Annotated in this window: 21 protein-coding genes; 5 read left to right on the top strand and 16 right to left on the bottom strand. The window is 66.8% G+C overall.

The genetic code is table 11. The features are described from left to right. Nucleotides 1-477: 477 nt before the first annotated feature. The 6 genes from tyrS to argH all read right to left on the bottom strand — a co-directional run bounded on the left by tyrS (nucleotide 478) and on the right by argH (nucleotide 7,698). Nucleotides 478-1,794, bottom strand: coding sequence for a tyrosine--tRNA ligase (tyrS, locus tag ACIPVK_RS08535; RefSeq protein WP_407611538.1), 1,317 nt, complete (start codon nucleotides 1,792-1,794; stop codon nucleotides 478-480). 29 nt (nucleotides 1,795-1,823) lie between these two features. Beyond that, complete coding sequence (locus ACIPVK_RS08530) at nucleotides 1,824-4,112, bottom strand: HelD family protein (protein WP_407611537.1); 2,289 nt, start codon at nucleotides 4,110-4,112, stop codon at nucleotides 1,824-1,826. 112 nt (nucleotides 4,113-4,224) lie between these two features. Beyond that, the gene (locus tag ACIPVK_RS08525) at nucleotides 4,225-4,761 is read right to left on the bottom strand and encodes an adenine phosphoribosyltransferase (RefSeq protein ID WP_407611536.1); all 537 of its coding nucleotides are present in this window, start codon (nucleotides 4,759-4,761) and stop codon (nucleotides 4,225-4,227) included. Between the two features lie 9 nt (nucleotides 4,762-4,770). Beyond that, entirely contained in the window at nucleotides 4,771-5,424 is a 654-nt protein-coding gene (locus ACIPVK_RS08520) for a DNA-3-methyladenine glycosylase (protein ID WP_407611535.1), read from the bottom strand. A 26-nt stretch (nucleotides 5,425-5,450) separates the two neighbouring features. Next, nucleotides 5,451-6,188, bottom strand: coding sequence for a maleylpyruvate isomerase family mycothiol-dependent enzyme (locus ACIPVK_RS08515; RefSeq protein ID WP_407611534.1), 738 nt, complete (start codon nucleotides 6,186-6,188; stop codon nucleotides 5,451-5,453). A 94-nt stretch (nucleotides 6,189-6,282) separates the two neighbouring features. After that, nucleotides 6,283-7,698, bottom strand: a complete 1,416-nt coding sequence (gene argH / locus ACIPVK_RS08510; RefSeq protein ID WP_407611533.1) for an argininosuccinate lyase — start codon at nucleotides 7,696-7,698, stop codon at nucleotides 6,283-6,285. Nucleotides 7,699-7,890: 192 nt separating this feature from the next. Between argH and ACIPVK_RS08505 the strand changes: the two genes are divergently transcribed. Beyond that, nucleotides 7,891-8,301, top strand: coding sequence for an ankyrin repeat domain-containing protein (locus tag ACIPVK_RS08505; protein WP_407611532.1), 411 nt, complete (start codon nucleotides 7,891-7,893; stop codon nucleotides 8,299-8,301). A gap of 277 nt (nucleotides 8,302-8,578) precedes the next feature. Further along, entirely contained in the window at nucleotides 8,579-9,139 is a 561-nt protein-coding gene (locus tag ACIPVK_RS08500) for an O-acetyl-ADP-ribose deacetylase (RefSeq protein WP_407611531.1), read from the top strand. 124 nt (nucleotides 9,140-9,263) lie between these two features. Here the strand turns inward: ACIPVK_RS08500 and ACIPVK_RS08495 are convergent, their stop codons facing one another. The 9 genes from ACIPVK_RS08495 to argC all read right to left on the bottom strand — a co-directional run bounded on the left by ACIPVK_RS08495 (nucleotide 9,264) and on the right by argC (nucleotide 16,273). Next, the gene (locus ACIPVK_RS08495; RefSeq protein WP_407611530.1) at nucleotides 9,264-9,584 is read right to left on the bottom strand and encodes an ArsR/SmtB family transcription factor; all 321 of its coding nucleotides are present in this window, start codon (nucleotides 9,582-9,584) and stop codon (nucleotides 9,264-9,266) included. After that, complete coding sequence (locus ACIPVK_RS08490; RefSeq protein WP_407611529.1) at nucleotides 9,581-10,021, bottom strand: ATPase; 441 nt, start codon at nucleotides 10,019-10,021, stop codon at nucleotides 9,581-9,583. Before ACIPVK_RS08490 ends, ACIPVK_RS08495 begins: the two co-directional genes overlap by 4 nt. A 70-nt stretch (nucleotides 10,022-10,091) precedes the next feature. Further along, the gene (locus ACIPVK_RS08485; protein ID WP_407611528.1) at nucleotides 10,092-10,271 is read right to left on the bottom strand and encodes a hypothetical protein; all 180 of its coding nucleotides are present in this window, start codon (nucleotides 10,269-10,271) and stop codon (nucleotides 10,092-10,094) included. Nucleotides 10,272-10,315: 44 nt separating this feature from the next. After that, complete coding sequence (locus tag ACIPVK_RS08480; protein WP_407611527.1) at nucleotides 10,316-10,831, bottom strand: arginine repressor; 516 nt, start codon at nucleotides 10,829-10,831, stop codon at nucleotides 10,316-10,318. Continuing rightward, entirely contained in the window at nucleotides 10,828-11,796 is a 969-nt protein-coding gene (gene argF, locus ACIPVK_RS08475) for an ornithine carbamoyltransferase (RefSeq protein ID WP_407611526.1), read from the bottom strand. Before argF ends, ACIPVK_RS08480 begins: the two co-directional genes overlap by 4 nt. Nucleotides 11,797-11,806: 10 nt before the next feature. After that, nucleotides 11,807-13,051: an acetylornithine transaminase gene (locus ACIPVK_RS08470; RefSeq protein ID WP_407611525.1), complete on the bottom strand. Its 1,245-nt coding sequence runs from the start codon at nucleotides 13,049-13,051 to the stop codon at nucleotides 11,807-11,809. Continuing rightward, complete coding sequence (argB, locus tag ACIPVK_RS08465; RefSeq protein WP_407611524.1) at nucleotides 13,048-13,968, bottom strand: acetylglutamate kinase; 921 nt, start codon at nucleotides 13,966-13,968, stop codon at nucleotides 13,048-13,050. Before argB ends, ACIPVK_RS08470 begins: the two co-directional genes overlap by 4 nt. 98 nt (nucleotides 13,969-14,066) lie before the next feature. Then, nucleotides 14,067-15,230 carry a bifunctional glutamate N-acetyltransferase/amino-acid acetyltransferase ArgJ gene (gene argJ / locus ACIPVK_RS08460; RefSeq protein ID WP_407611542.1) on the bottom strand — a complete coding sequence of 388 codons (1,164 nt, stop codon included), beginning with the start codon at nucleotides 15,228-15,230 and terminating at the stop codon, nucleotides 14,067-14,069. A gap of 11 nt (nucleotides 15,231-15,241) precedes the next feature. Continuing rightward, nucleotides 15,242-16,273: an N-acetyl-gamma-glutamyl-phosphate reductase gene (gene argC / locus ACIPVK_RS08455; RefSeq protein WP_407611523.1), complete on the bottom strand. Its 1,032-nt coding sequence runs from the start codon at nucleotides 16,271-16,273 to the stop codon at nucleotides 15,242-15,244. Nucleotides 16,274-16,427: 154 nt separating this feature from the next. On the opposite strand from argC, the gene ACIPVK_RS08450 reads away from it, so the two are divergent. Next, nucleotides 16,428-17,396 carry a quinone oxidoreductase family protein gene (locus ACIPVK_RS08450; protein WP_407611522.1) on the top strand — a complete coding sequence of 323 codons (969 nt, stop codon included), beginning with the start codon at nucleotides 16,428-16,430 and terminating at the stop codon, nucleotides 17,394-17,396. Between the two features lie 135 nt (nucleotides 17,397-17,531). Here the strand turns inward: ACIPVK_RS08450 and ACIPVK_RS08445 are convergent, their stop codons facing one another. After that, on the bottom strand, nucleotides 17,532-18,005 hold the full coding sequence (locus ACIPVK_RS08445; RefSeq protein ID WP_407611521.1) for a DUF1990 family protein: 474 nt from the start codon (nucleotides 18,003-18,005) through the stop codon (nucleotides 17,532-17,534). Nucleotides 18,006-18,278: 273 nt separating this feature from the next. Between ACIPVK_RS08445 and ACIPVK_RS08440 the strand changes: the two genes are divergently transcribed. Continuing rightward, entirely contained in the window at nucleotides 18,279-19,508 is a 1,230-nt protein-coding gene (locus ACIPVK_RS08440; protein WP_407611520.1) for an ROK family protein, read from the top strand. 98 nt (nucleotides 19,509-19,606) lie between these two features. Further along, entirely contained in the window at nucleotides 19,607-20,899 is a 1,293-nt protein-coding gene (locus ACIPVK_RS08435; RefSeq protein ID WP_407611519.1) for an ABC transporter substrate-binding protein, read from the top strand. Nucleotides 20,900-20,957: the final 58 nt, after the last annotated feature.

Here is a 20,957-nt window from a genome sequence, read left to right as displayed (position 1 = left end):
AAATAAATTGGTATCAACAAACTTGGCACACTATTGAGTTCTCAAACAACAGACGCTTCCAACCACCACGACCCGGACTGACGTTTCCTGCCGGCGCTTCGCTCTGGAGCAACTTTACTAAGTTATTACATGTTTCTCGCTCTGTCAAATCGGCTTTTCGCTGATCCGTTTTGCTGAAACTGTAATCTTCTTTCAACGAGTAAATCGTTGTTAGAAGAAAGCTTTTATCATTCGCGGCTAGAAGCTTTTCGCTTGCCTTGGCCGCGGCGACTTAGAAAACAATACACAGGTTTCCCGTGCACGGCAAATCGACGGTTCCTGTCCTCGATCCCGCGGGAATCCCCCAAATCAACCGGGTTTATCGGCAATTTGGGGGCGTAAAGCAAAAAACCGGGGCGAGGTCGTTGCCGTGATTCACAGCACTCCCCCGCCCCGGTCGAATTGCCTTACCGGCAACCCATGACTTCGTTTCCCTATTTAGGCGACTTCAACAACTGCCAGGTTCTTTTTTCCGCGGCGAACCAAAAGGTACCGACCATGCAAAAGATCCTCTCGGTTTACCACCGCTTCGTGGTCCGAGTACTTCACGTTGTTGATGTACGCGCCGCCTTCACTGACCGTGCGGCGGGCAGCCGACTTCGATTCGGAAAGACCGGATGCAATCAATACCGAAATGATGTCCAGCTCTTCGCCGGTGACCGTGGTGCTCTTGAGCTCCTGGGTTGCCGCACGAAGAGTTGCCTCGTCCATGTCGCCGAGTTCGCCTTGGCCGAAGAGAGCGGCCGAAGCGGCAATGACCTTTTCCGTGGCGTCCACGCCGTGAACCAACGACGTCACCAAGTAGGCCAGTTCCTTCTGGGCCTTGCGGGCGAACGGACGCTCGGCGACTTCCTGTTCGAGGGCTTCGATCTCGGCACGAGTCAGGAACGTGAAGACCTTCAAGCGGGAGATCGCGTCGGCATCCGCCGTGTTCAGCCAGAACTGGTAGAAGGTGTACGGGCTGCACATCTCCGCATCCAGCCAAATGGCGTTGCCTTCGGACTTGCCGAACTTGGTGCCGTCGGAGTTGGTGATCAGCGGGGTGCCGTAGGCGTAGGCGCTCTTGCCCTCGACCTTGCGAATCAAGTCGGTGCCGCTGGTGAGGTTTCCCCACTGGTCCGAACCGCCGGTCTGCAGGGAGCATCCGTAAAGCTGGTGCAGCTTCAGGTAGTCGTAACCCTGAAGGACCTGGTAGCTGAACTCGGTGTAGCTGATGCCTTCGTCCGAGTTCAGGCGGGCGGCAACGGTTTCCTTCTTGATCATGGTGCCCACGCGGAAGTACTTGCCGACCTCGCGCAGGAAATCGATGGCGCTCAGGTTGGCGGTCCAGTCGAGGTTGTTGACCATGCGGGCGGCGTTCTCGCCCTCGAAGGACAGGAAGCGGGCAACCTGCTCCTGCAGCTTGCCGACCCACTCGGCAACCGTTTCCTTGGTGTTCAAGACTCGCTCGGCCGTCTGGCGCGGATCACCGATCAGGCCGGTGGAGCCGCCGACCAGGCCCAGGGGCTTGTGGCCGGCCAGCTGCAGGCGGCGCATGTTCAGCAGCTGCACCAGGTTGCCCAGGTGCAGCGAAGGTGCGGTGGGGTCGAAACCGCAGTAATAGGTAATGGACTCCTCGGAGAGCACCTTTTCCAGCTCGGCCTCATCGGTGGACACGTGGACCAGGCCACGCCACTTCAGTTCCTGCCAGACGTTGGCAAACGACGGATCATTACTTTGTCCCGACAGTGCGGGATTCTGCTCAATTTCAGACACCCTACTAAATTAGCAGTCTCCGCGCGGAATTACGCTTCCGTGTCAATGCCCGCCGGGATCGCGCCCTCGGCCAGGATCCGCAGGCGCTGCGTGGTGCGGGTCATCGCAACATACAGGTCACCGACGGTGCCCTCTACTTCGTCGATCAATTCCTGCGGTTCAAGGACCAGCACCACATCGAATTCCAGGCCCTTGGCCTCGCGTGCGCCAAGCACAACGATGTCCTGGCTCAGTCCGCCCGAGCCGCTGCCCACGCGGCGGCCGAATTGCTTGACCACCGCGGAGCGGACCTCGGCAAGCCGGGACTCGGGCACGATGACGGCAAGCAGTCCGCCATCGGCGATCGCCACCTCTTCGGGCAGGACCTCGCGCAGCTTCGGCAACAACTGGCCCGCGTCCAGGCGGTCCACCAGCGGCGGCCATTGGCCCTCGCGCACCGCCTTGGGCGTGGAGATCTTGAGTCCCGCGGCATGGGCAACCCGTGTCGCGGCGGCGGCGATCTGCATGGGGGTGCGGTAGTTGACGGTCAGTTCCTCGAGGGTGAAGCGCTGGGCAACGAACGGCTTCATGGCCTGTGCCCAGCTGTTGGCGCCCGAGGCCGACGAGGTCTGGGCGATGTCCCCGACCACGGTGAAGGACTTCAGCGGGCAGCGGCGCATCAGCAGCCGCCACTGCATCGGGGATAGCTCCTGCGCCTCGTCGACCACCACGTGCCCGTAGGCCCAGTTGCGGTCGGCAACGGCGCGCTCGGCGGCGGTCTGGCGGGCCTCGGTCTCCTGGTTCATGTCTGCCAGGTCCTGGGCCTCGACCAGCCCGTCGATGCCGGCGTTGAAGAGCATCTCGTTGACGTTGCGCAGGGTCGCTTCGGCGTTTTCGAGGTCGCGCTTGAGCTGCGCCTCGACGCCGGCGTCCTTGTTGCCCACGGCCTTGAAGTCGCCGAGCAGCTCCGCGGCCTCGTCCAGCAGCGGCACGTCGGCCTCGGTCCAGGGCGCCCCGGGCTCGCGGTGCAGCGCCTTGAGCTCGCGGGCGTTCAACTGCGGCGCGGCGGCGGCGAGCAGGTCTTCCTTGGCGAAGAGCTCCTCCAGCAGTGACTGCGGGGTCAACGGCATCCAGCAGAGGTTCAGCGCGATGCGCACATCGCGGGATTCGCGCACTTCCTGGACCAGGTAGCTGCGGTCCACGGCGTTGCCGTTGCCCGAGGAGTCCTCGAGGACCTGCTGCAGCTGTTCGGCCAGCTCGCGGACCAGGGTCTTGGTGAACACCTCGCGGGCCTCGTTGTGCGGCTTGCGCGAGGCGCGCGCCTTTTCGCGGGCGTGGCGCACCTGCCCGCGGGTCAGCACCAGCCGGGTCCCCTCGACCACGACGCGGCGGTCCTCGGCCAGCAGCCGCTGGCGGTTGGAAACGGCCTTGGCCACGACCTTGGCCATGAAGGCCTTGCCCTTGATGCGCGCGGCTTCCCTGCTGTGCTCGGGAACGGCGCGCACGCCGGGGTACAGCTCGCCGACCGAGGACATGACCACGCCGGTCTCGCCCAGGGAGGGCAGGACGCGCTCGATGTAGCGCATGAAGGAGGAGGACGGGCCGACCAGCAGCACGCCGGCGCTCTTGAGGCGTTCGCGGTGTTCGTAGAGCAGGAAGGCGGCGCGGTGCAGCGCCACGGCGGTCTTGCCGGTGCCCGGCCCGCCCTGGACCACCAGCACCCCGGCCAGCGGGGAGCGGATGATCCGGTCCTGCTCGGCCTGGATGGTGCCCACGATGTCGCCCATGCGACCGGTGCGCTTCTGGGTCAGGGCGGCCATCAGCGCGCCCTCGCCCTGGAGGTCGTCGTTTTCCCTGAAGAGCTCGGTGTCCAGGACCTCGTCGTCGATGCCCAGCACGGTGCGCCCGCGCAGCATCAGGTGCCGGCGGCGCCGCACCCCCTGCCGGCGCAACGCCGTGGCCTGGTAGAAGGCCGCGGCCTCGGGTGCCCGCCAGTCCACCATCAGGCGCGTCAGGTCCTCGTCGGTCATGCCGATGCGCCCGATGTAGCGCGGCGCGCCTTCTTCCTCGCCGGCCCGGTTCATGTTTTCGTCGAGGTCCAGCCGGCCGAAGACCAGCCGGTCTTCCACCGCGTTCAGCTGTGCCAGGCGGTCTTCGTACAGTGCGGCGAAGGAGTCGCGTTCGGACACGTTCTGGATAGATCCCTGCGCCCCGCCGCGGCGGGTCCGGGTGAGCTGCTCGAGCTTTTCGGCGCGCAGTTCATCCAGCCGGGTGTAAAGCATCGAAACGTAGTTGCGTTCGGCTTCGAGCTCCGGTTGAACGGTCGTGGACTCTGACATTCAGCACTCCGATGGTTGTTCAAAACGTGGACAGACCAGTTTACTCTCTGTCGCACCGGGCAGTTGACCGCCACGCCTTGGGCGAACACCCCGGCGGCAAGGCGGGTCGTGGCTAGACGAGCTGGAGGGAATGGACCTGCAGGCCGGAGAGCCTTTCGCGTCCGCCCAGGTCCTGCAGTTCAAGGACCACCCCGACCCCGACGACCTTCGCGCCGACCATGTCCAGCAGCCGTGCGGCGGAGCCGACGGTGCCTCCGGTGGCCAGCACGTCGTCCAGGATCAGCACCCGGGTGCCCGGGGCGACGTCGTCGCGGTGCAGTTCCAGGGTCCCGCTCCCGTACTCCAGGGTGTATTCGTCGCGGTGGACGGGCCGGGGCAGCTTCCCGGCCTTGCGCACGGTGATCATGCCGGTTCCCGTGGCGTAGGCCGCGGCCGCCGCCAGCACGAAGCCGCGTGCCTCGAGCCCGGCGATGACGTCGAATTGACCGGCGAAGGGGGCGACGATCTCGTCGACCATGCGGCGCAGTCCCGCCGCGTCGGCGAAGACCGGGGTCAGGTCCTTGAACGAGATCCCTGCGCTGGGGTAATCGGGAACGATTTCGCACAGTCGGTCAAGGAGGTCGCTTATGGTTTCAGGCTCTGGATTCACCCGACAAGTCTAGTCCCATTCGCCGCGTGCCTTGCGCGGCGCCGCCTTCCGGTACGGCGAGACGCTGGCCTCCCCCGGGAGCCAGAAGCGGTACGGGTATTCCTCCGCGCCGCCGGCTCCGGCCACCCCGGTGCGCGGTCCCGCCAGGTGGCCGGACGGGGAAACGGACAGGTTTTCCAGGCCCAGCCCGGGATCCGGCGGATGTGCGGCGCCGTTGCCAAAGCGCCAGCCGTTCTGTTCCAGCGTCAGTCCCAGCCCCTGGGCCAGACGCGCCGGGCCGCTGAGCAGCTTCGCCTCCGGACCCTTCGGGTTCCCCCTCCGGGCCAGCACCGTTTCGCGCCCGTGGATGACTTCGCCGGCGCGCAGCAGCACGGCGGAGGCGGTCCCCTCGGGCCCGCACACCACGTTGGCGCAGTGGTGCATCCCGTAGGTGAAGTAAATGTAGGCGGTGCCCGGCGGGCCGAAGAGCGCGGCGTTGCGCGCGGTCTTGCCGCGGTAGGCGTGGGATCCCGGGTCCAGGGCGCCGTCGTAGGCCTCGACCTCGGTCACGCGAACCACCACCAGCTGCCCGTCGATGAAGGAGGAGACGTGGGAGCCGAGCAGGTGCGGTGCCAATTGCGGCGACGGCAGCCGCAGCAACCCCTCGCGACCCGGCTTCCCCATTCCGCCGTTTCCTTCCGGGCCCGGTGCTAGTTTCGCGCCTTCTGCCCGGAGGGCCAGGGGCCCAGTTCCGGAAGGTCGGCGCCGTCCGCGCCGGCCGTGGCCTGAACGGGTCCCAGCGGCTTGCGCCCGGCCAGCCAGGCGGCCAGGTCGAAGTCGGTGCCGCTGAGCACCGTGACGTCCTCGCCCTCGCCCAGGGAGATGCGCTGGGCGCCGTGCGGCTGCAGGACGTAGCGCCTGGATTCGGGCACCCGCACCGCGAGCTCCTCGAAGAGGTGAGCGCAGAACGCCGGTTCCCAGTCGGCGACCGAGTGCCCCAGCAACAAGTCGGAGGAATGGATGACCAGTTCGCGCCAGATGGCGTAGAAGAGGTCATGGACGCTGCCGCCGCCGCGGAACCCCGTGGCCAGGACCCACTCCCCCGCGCTGGTGCCGCGGATGCTGGCTTCCAGGGCGGCCAGGGACTCGTCGGTCCGCGCCACCAGGGCCCCGGCACGCATCAGCGCCGTCATGGCGATCGCCTCGTCCCGCCCCTCTTGGCCTCCGTCGTACATCGGGAACGGCTCGTCGGCGCCGGCGGTGTCCAGCTGGCGCGTTGCCGCCCGGGCGAATCCGTCGAGGTGGGCCAGCACGTGGGCCCGCTTCCAGCCGGGCAGGGCACTGGGTTCGGCAGCGGCGGCGTCGTCCACGGTTGAAACCAAGGTGCGAAGGGCCGACAGGGAAGTGAGGATCCTGGCCGACAGGTCCTGTTGTGTGAGCTCGGTCATGCCCACAGCCTATCCGCAGATGCCCGCGGAAATCACGCAGGCGGGACCCACCAGGTTGGTGGGCCCCGCCTGCGGGATCGTGGATCGGTGCGCGCTATGCGGCGTATTCGCGCACCGGAACCAGTGCGTCCTTCAGCGCCGCCAGCTGCACGGCGACGGCCGAGGGTGCGGTGCCGCCCTGGGCGCTGCGCGAGTTCAGCGAGCCCTCGGTGGACAGCACGGTGCGGACCGCCGGGGTCAGGTGCTCGGAGATCGAAGCGTATTCCTCATCGCTCAGGTCCCACAGCTCGACGCCCTTGGACTCGGCCAGCTTCACCGCGGCGCCGGAGAGCTCGTGGGCCTCGCGGAAGGGCACGCCCTGGCGGACCAGCCACTCGGCGATGTCGGTGGCCAGGGCGAAGCCCAGCGGCGCGAGTTCGGCCATGCGCGGCGTGTTGAACTTCAGCGTGGCGATCATGCCGGAGACCGCCGGGAGCAGCAGTTCGAGGGTGTCGGTCGCGTCGAAGACCGGTTCCTTGTCTTCCTGCAGGTCGCGGTTGTAGGCCAGCGGCAGCGCCTTGAGCGTGGCCAGCAGGCCGGTCAGGTTGCCGATCAGGCGCCCGGCCTTGCCGCGGGCCAGTTCTGCGACGTCCGGGTTCTTCTTCTGCGGCATGATCGAGGAGCCGGTGGAGAAGGCGTCGTCGAGGGTGACGAAGGAGAATTCCTTGGTGGCCCAGAGGATGATTTCCTCCGAGACGCGGGAGAGATCGACGCCGATCATGGCGGCAACCCAGGCGTATTCGGCGAACACGTCGCGGGCGGCGGTGCCGTCGATCGAGTTCCACGCGGCGGAGTCGAAGCCGAGCTCGGCGGCCACGGCGTTGGGGTCCAGGCCCAGCGAGGAGCCGGCCAGGGCACCGGAGCCGTAGGGGGAAACCGCGGCACGCTTGTCCCAGTCGGCCAGGCGCTGGACGTCGCGCAGCATTGCCCAGGCGTGGGCCAGCAGGTGGTGGGAAAGCAGGATGGGCTGGGCGTGCTGCAGGTGTGTGCGCCCGGGCATCGCGGCGTTGGGGTGCGCCTCGGCCTGTTCGATGAGTGCGTCGATGGTGGCGAGGACGCCGCGGGCGATGATGCGGGCGTGGTCGCGCAGGAACATGCGGCCCAGCGTCGCGATCTGGTCGTTGCGCGAACGGCCGGCGCGCAGCTTGCCGCCCAGTGCGGTTCCGGCGCGCTCGATCAGTCCGCGCTCGAGGGAGCCGTGGACGTCCTCGTCGGAGTCGGAGGCGACGTAGGCGCCGGAGACGACATCGGCCTCGAGGGTGTCCAGCGCCTTGATCATGCCGGCGAGTTCGGCCTCGTCAAGCAAACCGGCGGTGTGCAGCACGCGGGCGTGGGCGCGGGATCCGGCAATGTCGTAGCGGGCAAGCCGCCAGTCGAAATGCGTGGACTTGCTCAGCGCCGCCAGGGCGTCCGCCGGGCCTCCGGCAAATCGTCCGCCCCAGAGTGCACCTTCGTTTGTTGCCGATCCCATGTTCATCCTTCCGTGTGCCCGTCCCGGGCGCCGGTTCGCGAGGTGTCCAAATCCAGTGTCCATCCTAGTGCAGGGCGGTTCCCCGGCCCCGGACGCAACACCCGATGTCTAATACTTATTCATTAGTCTACATAATTATTCACGCCTCTTGTCGCCAGCGGGCGACGGGCGGTGGCCCGGTACGATTTGGGTATGACCGATTCGAACACCCCCGACGCGTTGTCCGAAGAAGAGCTCGCGTTCCTGCACTCCATCTTCGACCTGGCCCGCGAGGGAAACACCGAAAAGCTGATGGCCATCCTCGACCAGGGAATCCCGGCGGACCTGACGGACGCCAAGGGCGACACCCTGATGATCCTGGCCGCCTACAACGGCCACGACGAAACCGTTGCCGGCCTGCTGGAGCGCGGCGCCGACATCAACCGCCTCAACGACAAGGGCCAGGGCGCCCTGACCTGCGCGGTGTTCCGCAAGAACGAGCCGCTGACCCGGAAGCTGCTGGCCAACGGCGCGGACCCCCGCCTCGGCGCCCAAAACGCCTTGGCCGTCGCGCAGATGTTCGACCTGCCCGAGTTCACGGCAGTCATCGAGGAGTACCTCTAGGAAGCGGGCCGGGCGCGGGCACTATACGTCCGTTGCCCGCCCCCGCTCCGGCGCCACGCGGTACCGTATTTCGGAAGTGCGCGGAGCACCCGGAACACCCTTCCGCCCGCGGCTCCCGCCGCTGTCACACAAGTGCCACAAGGCCCGGTTTTTCGCCGCAATTGCGGCTTTGTGCTAGTCACACCTGAGAATCCGCTGTGGGCCCCTCCACAAGATCGGGGCCGACGCGTATCGTGGTCCCTATCAGGTGTTCTGGATCACTGACAGGAGCAAAGAAATGCATATCGACATCGTGCGTGGAGACATCACCGAACAAAAGGTCGATGCGATCGTCAATGCTGCAAATCCATCCCTGCTCGGTGGCGGCGGCGTCGACGACGCGATCCATGCGGCCGCGGGCCCGGCACTGCTGGCCGAATGCCGGAAGCTCAGGGCCACGACCCACCCCGACGGCCTCGCCTCCGGGCTTGCATTGGCCACGGGTGCCGGCGAACTGCCCGCCCGCTGGGTCATCCACTCCCCCGGCCCGAACCGCCACGTGGGACAGACCAATCCCAAGACGCTTTCGAACTGCTTCACCAATTCCCTGTACGTCGCCTCGCGCCTGGGTGCCACCAGCGTGGCGTTCCCGGCCATCGGCGCAGGCGCCTATGGCTGGGACCCGGAGGATGTGGCCTCCATTGCGGCCCATGCCATCCACGAATGGTTTGACACGTACCTGCATTCCACATCGATCCACCGGGTGGTGCTGGTCGCCTACAACGACGATGTTGAATCCGCATTCCGCAAGGCCTTTGACACCCCGCGTGCCGAGAGCGAACTGGTCCACGGACCGTAGCACCGGCACACACGCAGTGCATGGCTTCCTTCGGGGGTTTCCCGCGCAATTTGCGCGGGGAGCCCCCGACGTCATCTTGGGGATCCGTGCCGTCGCGGCAGCTCAGGAATGGGGACGCATGGCCTCAGGCCGTGCCCGGCCCTCGGCCCTGCCCCTCGTCCGCTGCGGCCTTCAAGCCGCCGATGTATTCGGTCGCCTGCGACAGCCCGCCCGGGAACAATTCAAAAACTATTTCCCTGCCGTCGCGGCGGCTGGTGGCGAGGCCGGCATCAACGAGGATCCTGAGGTGCTTGGCGGTGGCTTGCCGGCTGATGCCCAGCGGCGCACTCAGTCGCGAGGCGCTGCTCGCGTGCTCGCCCAGCAGCGTGAGCATCCGGCGCCGCGTGGCGTCAGAGAGGGCGGAAAAAATCAGTTGGGTCGCGGCCGCTTCCGGCTGCCCAATCATTTTCCGCCGAGGTAGCGCTGCGCCGCGAGCATCTCGGCTTCCCACCCCCGAGTGTTGGCGCTGATGGCATGGGCATGTTCCTCCGCGTCGAAAGCGGCGAATCCGCTCTCCATGACCCGCAGCCTTGCCGCGCCGGAATGCGTGGGCTCGATCCAGAATTCAACGAGCGTGTTGGGGACGGGGTCGTCCCATTCGTGGCCGCCCAGGGAACGGAACGCGGCGTAGCGCGGGGCGTCAAGGGTCACGGTCTCGAATTCGAATTTTCCGTAGATCGCGTCGTAGACGGTGGAGAACGCGCCGTCGGTTTCGATCCGATGCGTCGTGACCGCCCCGCCGTTGATGAACCACCCCGGTTCGCTGACCAGCCCCCAGACGGATTCGGCGGCGGCATTGATGTCTATGGTTGCCTCGATGGCATCCTGACGTTTGGCGTCCATGTGCATCCCCTCAAAACGCAAAGCCCTTGTGCAACAAAATGGTTGCACAAGGGCTTTCGTTCCACAAGGGTTACCGCGCGGTAGCCGCAAGGGGCGCCGTGGCGCTCCGACCGTCCGCGGGGCCGGGCCCACGCAGGCCGCCACCGGTGAGCATGCCGCCGGTCCCGACGATGATGCCGGCCAGGATCGCCAGCAAGAGAAGCGCGGCCAGGAGCGCACCGAGTATTGCCGCCTTCTTGGAAGGATCCATCCTTGCCTCCTGGAGTCCTGCGATGGTGCGACCGGACGATTCCGCTACTGCGGGTCGGCCAGCGCCAGGAAACGTGCGGCGACATCGGCCCCGCCGTCGACGTCGCGGGTCACCAGCATGACGGTGTCGTCCCCGGCAATGCACCCCAGGATCTGCGGCATCGTGGAATGGTCGATGGACAGGGCCAGGAAGTTTGCGGCACCCGGCGGGGTGCGCAGCACCACGATGTTGCCCGAGGCCTCGGCCGTGATCAGCAATTCCGCGCACTGCTTGGCCAGTTTGGCGTCATGCACCTCTTGGCCAACGCCGACCTGGGGGCTGCGGTCCCCTCCCTCCTGGCGCACGGCGTAGACGAGTCCCCCGTCTGCCCCGCGCACCCGCACCGCACCCAGCTCCACCAGGTCGCGCGACAACGTGGCCTGGGTGACGGCCATGCCTTCATCTGCCAACAGGGCCACCAGCTCGGCCTGCGAACGCACCGAGCGGGTGGAAAGAATGGCGCTCACCCGCGCCTGGCGCGCGATCTTCGTCGTGGGCTGGAACGATGCGGGAGTGCTCATCGGTTCGGGGTCACTCCCGGCACCGCGGCCAGGTTCGACTTGGCCATCAGCCAGCCCATGATGGCCTTCTGGGCGTGGACGCGGTTCTCGGCCTCGTCAAAGACCACCGACTGCGGTCCGTCGATGACGTCCGCCGCGATTTCGTAGCCGCGGTAGGCCGGCAGGCAATGCAGGACGACGGCGTCCTTGTCCGCGTGGGCCATGGCCGCGGAGTCCACGGCGTATTCGCGGAACAGCTCCATGCGCTGCGCCTTCTCGTCTTCCTGGCCCATGGACACCCAGGTGTCCGTGGCAACCACGTCGGCACCGGCCAGGGCCGCGGCGGCGTCCGTGGTCACGGTGACCGAGCCGCCGGTTTCCGCGGCGCGCGCCTCGGCCGCGGCGATGATCTCCGCGGCCGGCAGGTAGCCCTCGGGCCCGGCGATGCGCACGTGCATCCCGGCCGTGACGCCCGCCAACAGGTAGGAGTTGGCCATGTTGTTGGCCGCATCCCCCAGGTAGGCCATGGACAGCCCGGCCAGCGTGCCCTTGTGCTCGCGCACGGTCAGCAGGTCCGCCAGCAGCTGGCAGGGGTGGTAGTCGTCGGAGAGGGCGTTGATGACCGGGACGGAAGAGTTCTCGGCCATTTCCTCCAGGCCGGCCTGCGCGTAGGTGCGCCACACGATGGTGGAGACCATGCGCTCGAGGACCTTGGCGGAATCGGAGATCGATTCCTTGTGGCCCAGCTGCGATTCGGCGGAGTTGATGATCAGCGGCGAACCGCCGAGCTCGGCGATGCCCGCGGCGAAGGACACCCGGGTGCGGGTGGAGGTCTTGTCGAAGAACACCGCCACGGTCTGCGGTCCGGCGTACGGCTTGTAGCCGTACTTGTCCTTCTTCATGGCAACGGCCAGGTCGAGGACCTCGGTCTGTTCGGCCTGGGTGAGGTCGAGGTCGGTCAGGAAGTGGCGAACGTTGGTGGTCATGGTGGTGGTCCTATTCCTGGGTGCCGGCAACGGCCGCGGCATAAATGGCGGGCAGCGCTGCTACGAAGGTGTCGAGTTGTTCGGTGGTGATGATCAGGGGAGGTGCCAGGCGCAGCGTGTGGGGGCCCGGGGCGTTGATGATGAACCCGGCCTTCAGGGCCGCACCCACCACCGCCGGTGCCACCGCGGCGGCCAGGTCGAACCCGATGAGCAGTCCCTTCCCGCGGACGGCCGTGACGAAGTCAAGCGCGGCAAGCTTGCTCCGCACGTCCTCGCCCACGCGTCCCGCCTGTGCCAGCAGGCCCTGCGACTCGATGACGTGCAGGGTGGCCAGGGCCGCGGCGGTGGCCACGGGGTTTCCGCCGAAGGTGGTTCCGTGCTGGCCGGGGGTGAGCAGCGCGGTGGCCTCGGTGCCGAAGACGAGCATCGCGCCGATGGGGAACCCGCCGCCCAGGCCCTTGGCCAGGGTCATGGCGTCGGGGACGACCCCGGCGGAGGCGAACCAGGCGCCGGTGCGGCCGATGCCGGTCTGGACCTCGTCGAAGATGAGCAGCGCGCCCGCAGCGGCGGTGATCTCGCGTGCCGCCTGCAGGTAGCCGGGGCCGAATTCGATGACGCCCGCCTCGCCCTGGATCGGTTCGATGAACACCGCGGCGGTGGACTCGTCGACCGCTGCACGCAGGGCCTCGATGTCCCCTGCCGGGATCCATTCGACCCCGCCCGGAAGCGGCTCGAAGGGCTCGCGGTAGGCCTGCTTCCAGGTCAGTGCCAGCGCACCCATGGTGCGGCCGTGGAACGCGTGCTCCAGGGCGATGATCTTGGTGCGCGGGGCATCGGCGGTGCCGGCGTTGCGGCGGGCCAGCTTGAAGGCCGCCTCGTTGGCCTCGGTGCCTGAATTGGTGAAGAAGACCTTGGAGCCAGCCGGTGCCGCGCTGATCTCCAGCAGCTTCTCGGCCAGCGCGATCTGGGTGGGGCTGGTGAAGAAGTTGGAGATGTGTCCCAGGGTTGCCAGCTGAGAGGAAACCACGGAGGTGAGCAGCGGGTGGGCGTGGCCCAGCGCGTTGACGGCGATCCCGGAGAGCAGGTCCAGGTATTCCTTGCCGTCGGCGTCCCACACGTGGCAGCCCGCCCCGCGCACCAGCACCTGTTGCGGGGTGCCGAAGACGCCCAGCAACGAGTGGTTGTAGCGGGCCAGCAGTTCGCTGCCGGCCAGGGCGTTCAGCGCGCCCGTTTCCTGTTCAATGATCTCGTTCATGCCTTGTCCTTGGGAATGACTTGGGTTCCGACGCCGGCGGAGGTGAAGACCTCCAGCAGCATGGAGTGCGGTTGGCGGCCGTCGACGATGTGGGCCTGGCCCACGCCCTCGTCCACGGCCTTGAGGCAGGCCGCCATCTTGGGGATCATCCCCGATTCGAGCTTGGGCATCAGGGCGCGCAGCTGCTCGGCGTCCAGCGAGGAGATCAGCGAGGACCTGTCGGGCCAGGACGCGTAGAGTCCTTCCACGTCGGTGAGGATGACCAGCTTGGAGGCGCCCAGGGCGCTGGCCAGCGCCGCGGCGGCGGTGTCGGCGTTGACGTTGAGCACCTGGCCGGTGGGGTTGTCCTTCTCGTCGACCTCCGGCGCCACCGTGGAGACCACGGGGATCTTTCCGGCGGCCAGCAGGTCCAGGATCTGGCCGGGGTTCACGCCCGTCACCTCGCCCACGAGTCCCAGGTCCACGTGCTGCCCGGCGATGTAGGTCCCGGTGCGCACGGCACGCAGCAGCGCGCCGTCCTCGCCGGAGAGTCCCACCGCGTAGGGGCCGTGGGAGTTGATCAGGCCGATCAGTTCGCGCTGCACCTGGCCGGTGAGCACCATGCGGACCACGTCCAGGGTCTCGGGGGTGGTCACGCGCAGCCCGCCCTTGAATTCGGACTCGATGCCCAGGCGGCTGAGCATGGAGTTGATCTGCGGGCCTCCCCCGTGCACGACCACGGGGTTGATGCCCACGTGGCGCAGGAAGACGATGTCTTCGGCGAAGGCGCGGCGCAGTTCCTCGTTGATCATGGCGTTTCCGCCGTATTTGATGACCATGGTGGTTCCGGCGAAGCGCTGGATCCAGGGCAGTGCCTCGATCAGGGCCTCGGCCTTGCTCTGTGCCACGTCCATGGGCGTGGGTTGTTTCTCAGTCATGCTCGGGTGTTTCCTCACTGAAACGTTTGGGCCGGGCGGTGGTGTCCGGTGGGGGCGGGTTCTTGTTCCCGTGACTCCCCCACGGGACGTTGCCGCAGTTAGCTGCTGTAGGCCGAATTCTCGTGGACGTAGTCGTGGGTCAGGTCGTTGGTCCACAGGCTGGCTTCCTGCGCGCCGGCGTTGAGGTCGATTTCCACCAGCACGTTGCGGCCGGAAAGGTCCACGAGGTTGCGGTCCTCGCCGACCCCGCCCTTGCGGCAGACCTGGACGCCGTTGATGGAGACGTTCAGCTCATCGGGCTCGAAGGCCGCCTGGGTGGTTCCCACCGCGGAAAGCACCCGGCCCCAGTTGGGGTCCTGGCCGAAGATCGCGGTCTTGAAGAGGTTGGAACGCGCCACGGTGCGCGAGACCTCGACGGCGTCGTCCTCGGTGGCGGCGTTGAAGGTGCGGATGGTGATCTCGTGGGCGGCGCCCTCGGCGTCGGAGATCAGCGCCTGGGCCAGCTCGACGCAGACCCCGGTGAGTCCGGCGGTGAATTCGGCAACGTCCGGGGTGGATCCGCTGGCCCCGGAGGACATCAGGATCACGGTGTCGTTGGTGGACATGCAGCCGTCGGAGTCGGCGCGGTCGAAGCTCACCCGGGTGGCCTCGCGCAGCGCGGCATCCAGCTGGGCCGGATCCAGCACCGCGTCGGTGGTGATGACCACGAGCATGGTGGCCAGGCCCGGGGCGAGCATGCCCGCGCCCTTGGCCATGGCGCCGATCGAATACCCGGAACCGGCGAACCCGGCCTGCTTGCTCACGGTGTCGGTGGTCATGATGGCCGTGGCGGCCGCCGCTCCCCCGTCGAACTCGTTGCCCGTCCCCAGGGCCGCGGCGGCCGCGTCGACGCCGGGCAGGATCTTGTCCATGGGCAGCTGCTCGCCGATCAGCCCGGTGGAGCAGACCAGCACGTCCCCGCTGGCCACGCCCAGCACGCTGGCCACGTGTTCGGCCGTGGCGTGGGTGTTGGCAAAGCCCTCGGGGCCGGTGCAGGCGTTGGCGCCGCCGGAGTTCAGCACCACGGCGTCGGCGCGTCCGTCGGTGATGACCTGGCGCGACCAGTGCACGGGGGCCGCGGCCACGCGGTTGGAGGTGAACACGGCCGCCGCGTCGAAGCGCGGTCCGTTGTTGCGCACCAGGGCCAGGTCCGGGTTTCCCGAGGCCTTGAGTCCGGCGGTGATGCCCGCGGCGCTGAAGCCTGCCGGGGCGGTGATTCCCATGGGTGCGTTGCTCACGGTGCTACTCCTTCAAGTGCCAGGCCGGCGGTTTCCTTCAGGCCCAGGGCGATGTTCATGGATTGGACGGCACCGCCGGCGGTGCCCTTGGTGAGGTTGTCGATGACCGCCGAGACGATCACGCGGCCCGCGTGCGGGTCGAAGGCCAGCTGGATCTGCGCGTGGTTGGAGCCGATGACCGAGGAGGTGGCCGGCCACTGGCCCTCGGGCAGCACGTGCACGAACGGCTCGTCCTTGTAGGCCGCGGTCCACGCGGCGCGCAGCGTTGCCTCGTCCACGCCCGGCTTGACCTTGGCGGTGGCGGTGGTCAGGATCCCGCGCGGCATCGGTGCGAGGGTAGGGGTGAAGGACACCGTGACCGGAACGCCGGCGGCCTTGGACAGGCCTTGTTCCATTTCCGGGGTGTGGCGGTGGGACCCGCCCACGCCGTAGGGGTTCATGGAACCCATGACCTCGGAGCCGATGAGGTTCACCTTGGCGCTCTTTCCGGCTCCCGAGGTTCCCGAGGCCGAGACCACGACCACGTCGTCGGGCTCCAGGAGGTTGGCGGCGAAGCCGGGGACGAGGGCCAGCTGGACCGAGGTCGGGTAGCAGCCGGGCACCGCGATGCGCTTTGCGCCGACGAGCAGGTCCCGGGCACCGGGCAGCTCCGGCAGGCCGTAGGGCCAGGTTCCGGCGTGGGAGGAGCCGTAGAACTTTTCCCAGGCTTCCGGGGATTCGAGGCGGTGGTCGGCCCCGGCGTCAATGACCAGGGTGCCCGCAGGGAGCTGGGAGGCGATCTCGGCGCTGTGCCCGTGCGGCAGCGCAAGGAACACGACGTCGTGCCCGCTCAGCTGCTCGACGGTGGTTTCCACCAGGATCCTGTCGGCCAGGGAATGCAGGTGCGGGGCAAGCTCTCCCAGTCGCTGCCCGGCGTTGGAGTGGGCGGTGATGGCACCGATGGTCACGTCCGGGTGGTTGGACAGCAAGCGCAAGACCTCGCCGCCGGCATACCCACTGGCTCCGGATACAGCTACTGAAATCGTCATGAATCAACCCTACTACGCATTTATGCATGATAGCTAATAAATATTCACTTCTTGGGGGCCCGCAACGCAACATGGCCGCCCGGGGCAAGAGTCCCACGGGGCCGAACGCTAGGGTGGAAACAAAGTGCAAGAGCAGACCCAAGGAGACCCTCACGTGAGTTCCCATGCAATTATCGCCCGCCAGGCCGGCGGACCCGAAGCATTTGAGTATGTTGCTTCGCCGATTCCTTCCCCCGGCCCCGGACAGCTGCTCATCAGGGTCGCTGCCGTCGGGGTGAATTTCATTGAGACGTACCAGCGCTCGGGCGTTTACAAGGTCAAGTACCCCTTCACCCCGGGCAGCGAGTGCTCCGGCACCGTCGAGGCGGTCGGCGCGGGCGTCACCGGTTTCGCCGTCGGCGACCGCGTTGCCACCACCGAGGGGTCGCAGACCTACGCCACCCACACGCTGCTGGATGCCGACAAGGCCCTTCCGGTCCCGGAGAACGTGTCGCTGGAAACCGCCGGCGCGTTGCCGCTGCAGGGCATCACCGCCCATTACCTGATCAACTCCAGCTACAAGGTGCAGCCGGGAGACACCGTACTCACCTATGCCGGCGCCGGCGGGGTGGGCCTCCTGCTGATCCAGCTGCTGAAGCTGCGCGGGGCCACCGTCATCACCACCACCTCGACTCCTGAAAAAGCGGAACTGGCCCGCGCAGCCGGCGCCGACCACGTCCTGTCCTACGACGAGGTCCCCACCCGGGTTCGCGAGCTCACCGGCGGGAAGGGAGTCGACGCCGTGTACGACGGCATCGGCAAGGACACCTTCGACGGCTCCCTGGAGGCCCTGAAGATCCGCGGCACCCTGGTGCTCTTTGGCGGGGCCTCGGGCCAGGTCCCGCCCTTTGACCTGCAGCGCCTGAACGCCCACGGCTCGCTGACGGTGACCCGCCCCAAGGTCGCCGACTTCCTCCTGGATGCCCAAGAGCGACGTTGGCGCTCCGGCGAACTCTTTGAACTGGTTTCCGCCGGCAAGCTCGACGTCCGCATCGGCGCACGCTTCCCGCTGGCCGAGGCAGGGGCCGCCCACCGCGCCCTTGAATCCCGCGCCACCACCGGCAAGGTCATCCTGGTCCCGTAACCTCGAACCAACCCACGGCCGCACGATTCGGGCCGCCTCCACGGAACGCAGTTTCCTGGAGGCGGCCCGAGCTGCGCCCGGCCTGGCTTTTGGCATCCACTGGCCGGACTGCCCGGTCGCCCGCGGCGAGAGAATCTACCGCAGCGCGCGGAGATATCGCCACCGCACTGCCCGCTGCACAACGAGAAGCAACGGGAAGAGCGCACGCCACGGTTGCTGTGGCGCCGCCCGCGTGAGGGATCGCACGGTGAGGCGCACTTCGTCTCCGTGGCGGCTCACCACAAAGGCCTCCTCGCCACTGACGGGGTGACCCGGCAGGGTCCGGTAGGCAAACCCGACTCGGCCAGGCTCATCCACGACGGCAACAACTTCCACCGGCTCCATGACGGCGACGCCGAACAGGCGCGCAGTGACGTCCACGCGGTCCCCCTGCCTCACCGACGCAGTTGAGCTCACCGTGAAGCCGCTCGCCGTTTTCACTTTCCAGCGCAGCACATCCGCGATGACGCGATCCCAAACCAGATCTCCGGTGCCCAGGAACGACGAGACTTCCGAGCGACGATAGTTGCCCCTGCTTGGCGGCCAAAGGCCAAGATCCGGATTTGTCACGCGCCACGCTCCTTCACGATGCCGTCAGGTCCCGGCCCAAGCGGGCCTGGGTCTATTCCTACTACAGTCCTGCGCCGGGCGGTAACGGTCTGGAACGTCGGGATCGAGCTCCACGGCAGGCGAGCCTTGCGGCAAAGCGCCCGACTCGCGGTATTCAGCTCGCGTTTTCCCGGCCTGGCGAACCGGCCATTTTGCATTCAAGAAACAACATGGTTAGTTAATCTTGCATTCAACTCTTGACCACAAGCGCGTTCGTAACGCACGCTACTAGGCATGAGTGCAGATCAACGCAACTCCCCCGGCGGGACGAACCCCGGCTCGCAGTCGGCACTGCGCGAACTCAACGAGGAACGCGTCCTGGCGATGTTGCGCAGCCACGGAACTCTCACGCAGGCGGCACTGGCTCGCGCAACGGGACTCTCAACGGCCACCATCTCAAATATCGTCAAGAGCCTGGCGGCGGCGAACCGCGTGGAGGCCACCCCCACCACCAGCTCGGGGCGTCGCGCGGTGGGTGTCAGCGTCATCGAGGCGGCCGATGTGGCCGTTGGCATCGACTTTGGCCGCAGCCACGTTCGAGTGGTGCTCGCCCGCTCCGGATTCCGCCTTTTGGGCGAGGAACACACCGCCTTGCCGGTGGGGCACCGGGCGGAGGAAAGCATCTCCGTCGCCGCCGGCATGCTCAAGAAACTCCTCGCGGACCACGGCATCGAACACGGCCAATTGCTGGGTGCCGGAATCGGCATCCCGGGACCCATCGATCACAGGACCATGACCGTCATCCGTGGTGCAATCCTCCCGGAATGGGTGGGGATCGACATCGAGTCGCAACTGCACGCGGCGCTGGATTTGCCCGTATTCATTGACAATGACTCAAATCTGGGTGCCCTGGCGCAAATAACCTGGGGCGAACACCAAATTTGTTCGAACCTCTGTTTTCTCAAGATCGGCAGCGGCATCGGGTCCGGGCTCATCCTCAACGGTTCCTTGCATTACGGAAACATCGGGGTCACGGGTGAAATCGGTCATTCAACGATCTTCGACCAGGGACTCATCTGCCGCTGCGGCAATCGCGGATGCCTTGAGACGGTGGCCTCGACCGGGATCATCATCGAGCTCCTGAGCCGTGCGGAGGGAGTTCCCATCACGATCGAGAGCGTCATCGAGCGGGCCCGCGCGGGAGATTCCGCGACGCTGCGGATCATCGGAGACGTGGGGGCGGCAGTGGGCCACGCGCTGGCCAACGTCGCAAACATGCTCAGTCCCGAAGTCATCGTCATCGGGGGGCCCCTGGCACCCCTCGGTGAGATCCTGCTGGAGCCCATTCGTCGGGGTTTGCTGCGCCATGCCATCCCGGTGATCGGCGAGAACACCGCGGTCTGCATGGCACAGCTGGGTGACCGCGCCGAGGCACTCGGGGCCGCGGCGCTGGTCCTGCGCCGCGGCCAGAACCCGTCATTCGGTGCGCCTATTTCGCCAAAGATTCAGGAAAGTTTGCGTTAAGTAGTTGACGACAAAGTGTGATGCGGGTAACCATTAGGTGAGAACCGACACACCACTCGACAATTCCTCACATTTTCAAACAACTCTTGGAGGCAGATATGCGCCGTCGTCTAACGCTCATCGCAGCGGCCGCAACATTGGGACTCACCCTCGCCGGATGCGGCGGTGGCGGCGAAGCACCTGCTGAATCGGGCGCCGCCGCCAGCGACGCCACCGGCAACGTCGGCGTGTTCACCTGGTGGGCGGACGGATCCGAGAAGGTCGGTCTCGACGCCCTGGTCAAGGTCTTCAACGAGGACTACCCGAACCTGACATTCGACAACCTGGCGGTGGCCGGCGGTGCCGGCTCGCAAGCCAAGAGCGTGTTGGCCGCGCAGCTGAAGGCCGGAACCCCGCCGGATTCCTTCCAGGCCCACGCCGGCGCAGAGCTGCAGGACTACATCGATGCCGACCAGCTCGAGGACCTCACTGGCTTCTACACCGATAACAAGCTCACCGACCAGTTCCCGAAGGACCTCATCGACCGGCTCACCGTTGACGGAAAAATCTATTCCGTACCATCCAACATCCACCGCTCAAACGTCGTCTGGGCCAACGTCGAGGTGTTGAAGGATGCCGGGTTGGACCCGAACAAGCCCGCCGAAAACCTCGACGCCTGGATTGCCGACCTGGAAAAGGTCAAGGACAGCGGCAAGACACCGCTGGCGGTCGCCGGATCCTGGACCCAGGTCCAGCTCTTTGAAAACGTCCTGCTCTCCAGCCTCGGGGTCGACGGCTACAACGGGCTCTGGGACGGTGCGACGGACTGGAAGGGCGCCGATGTCACCAAGGCCATCGAGTCCTACAAGAAGGTCCTGAGCTACACCAACTCCGACCGCGATTCCCTCAGCGACTGGGCACCGGCCACGCAATTGGTCCAGGATGGCGCCGCGGCCTACAACCTCATGGGCGACTGGGCAGAGGCCAAGTTCGCCCAGGACGGCGACGTGGCAGGCACCGACTACACCTACTTCCCGATGCCGGGCACCCAGGGCGTCTTCAACTTCCTCGCCGACTCCTTCACCCTGCCGATTGGCGCACCCAACCCGGCCGGAGCTAAGGCCTGGCTGACCACCATCGGCTCGGCCGACGGCCAGACCGCCTTCAACAAGGCCAAGGGATCGATCCCGGCGAACACGACGGCCAAGACCGATGACTTCTCCGAGTACCAGAAGAGCGCCATCAAGGACTTCTCCCAGGACAAGATCGTCTCCTCGCTCGCGCACGGTGCCGCCGTGCCCGTGGCCTGGCTCAACGAACTCAGCACCGCGGTGAGCAAGTTCGGTGGCGACACCAACGTGGCAACGCTGCAGGAATCCGCTGCGGCCACCGCGGAAAAGTTCGGCAAGTAAACACACTCCACCACTAATTTGGGGGCGGTCACAGCCAACACGGTTGGCGACACCGCCC

It is taken from the genome of Paeniglutamicibacter sp. MACA_103 (assembly GCF_045798555.1).
Classification (GTDB): domain Bacteria; phylum Actinomycetota; class Actinomycetes; order Actinomycetales; family Micrococcaceae; genus Paeniglutamicibacter.
The sequence above is the reverse complement of the archived record's forward strand: the minus strand, read 5'-3'. Positions and strand labels throughout refer to the sequence as shown.

Coding starts and splice junctions, on each gene's coding strand:
- ACIPVK_RS08530 (WP_407611537.1), bottom strand. CDS start 4,112: ATGTCAGAGTCCACGACCGTTCAACCGGAGCTCGAAGCCGAACGCAAC.
- ACIPVK_RS08520 (WP_407611535.1), bottom strand. CDS start 5,424: ATGGGGAAGCCGGGTCGCGAGGGGTTGCTGCGGCTGCCGTCGCCGCAA.
- ACIPVK_RS08515 (WP_407611534.1), bottom strand. CDS start 6,188: ATGACCGAGCTCACACAACAGGACCTGTCGGCCAGGATCCTCACTTCC.
- argH (WP_407611533.1), bottom strand. CDS start 7,698: ATGGGATCGGCAACAAACGAAGGTGCACTCTGGGGCGGACGATTTGCC.
- ACIPVK_RS08505 (WP_407611532.1), top strand. CDS start 7,891: ATGACCGATTCGAACACCCCCGACGCGTTGTCCGAAGAAGAGCTCGCG.
- ACIPVK_RS08500 (WP_407611531.1), top strand. CDS start 8,579: ATGCATATCGACATCGTGCGTGGAGACATCACCGAACAAAAGGTCGAT.
- ACIPVK_RS08495 (WP_407611530.1), bottom strand. CDS start 9,584: ATGATTGGGCAGCCGGAAGCGGCCGCGACCCAACTGATTTTTTCCGCC.
- ACIPVK_RS08490 (WP_407611529.1), bottom strand. CDS start 10,021: ATGGACGCCAAACGTCAGGATGCCATCGAGGCAACCATAGACATCAAT.
- ACIPVK_RS08485 (WP_407611528.1), bottom strand. CDS start 10,271: ATGGATCCTTCCAAGAAGGCGGCAATACTCGGTGCGCTCCTGGCCGCG.
- ACIPVK_RS08480 (WP_407611527.1), bottom strand. CDS start 10,831: ATGAGCACTCCCGCATCGTTCCAGCCCACGACGAAGATCGCGCGCCAG.
- argF (WP_407611526.1), bottom strand. CDS start 11,796: ATGACCACCAACGTTCGCCACTTCCTGACCGACCTCGACCTCACCCAG.
- ACIPVK_RS08470 (WP_407611525.1), bottom strand. CDS start 13,051: ATGAACGAGATCATTGAACAGGAAACGGGCGCGCTGAACGCCCTGGCC.
- argB (WP_407611524.1), bottom strand. CDS start 13,968: ATGACTGAGAAACAACCCACGCCCATGGACGTGGCACAGAGCAAGGCC.
- argJ (WP_407611542.1), bottom strand. CDS start 15,230: ATGGGAATCACCGCCCCGGCAGGCTTCAGCGCCGCGGGCATCACCGCC.
- argC (WP_407611523.1), bottom strand. CDS start 16,273: ATGACGATTTCAGTAGCTGTATCCGGAGCCAGTGGGTATGCCGGCGGC.
- ACIPVK_RS08440 (WP_407611520.1), top strand. CDS start 18,279: ATGAGTGCAGATCAACGCAACTCCCCCGGCGGGACGAACCCCGGCTCG.
- ACIPVK_RS08435 (WP_407611519.1), top strand. CDS start 19,607: ATGCGCCGTCGTCTAACGCTCATCGCAGCGGCCGCAACATTGGGACTC.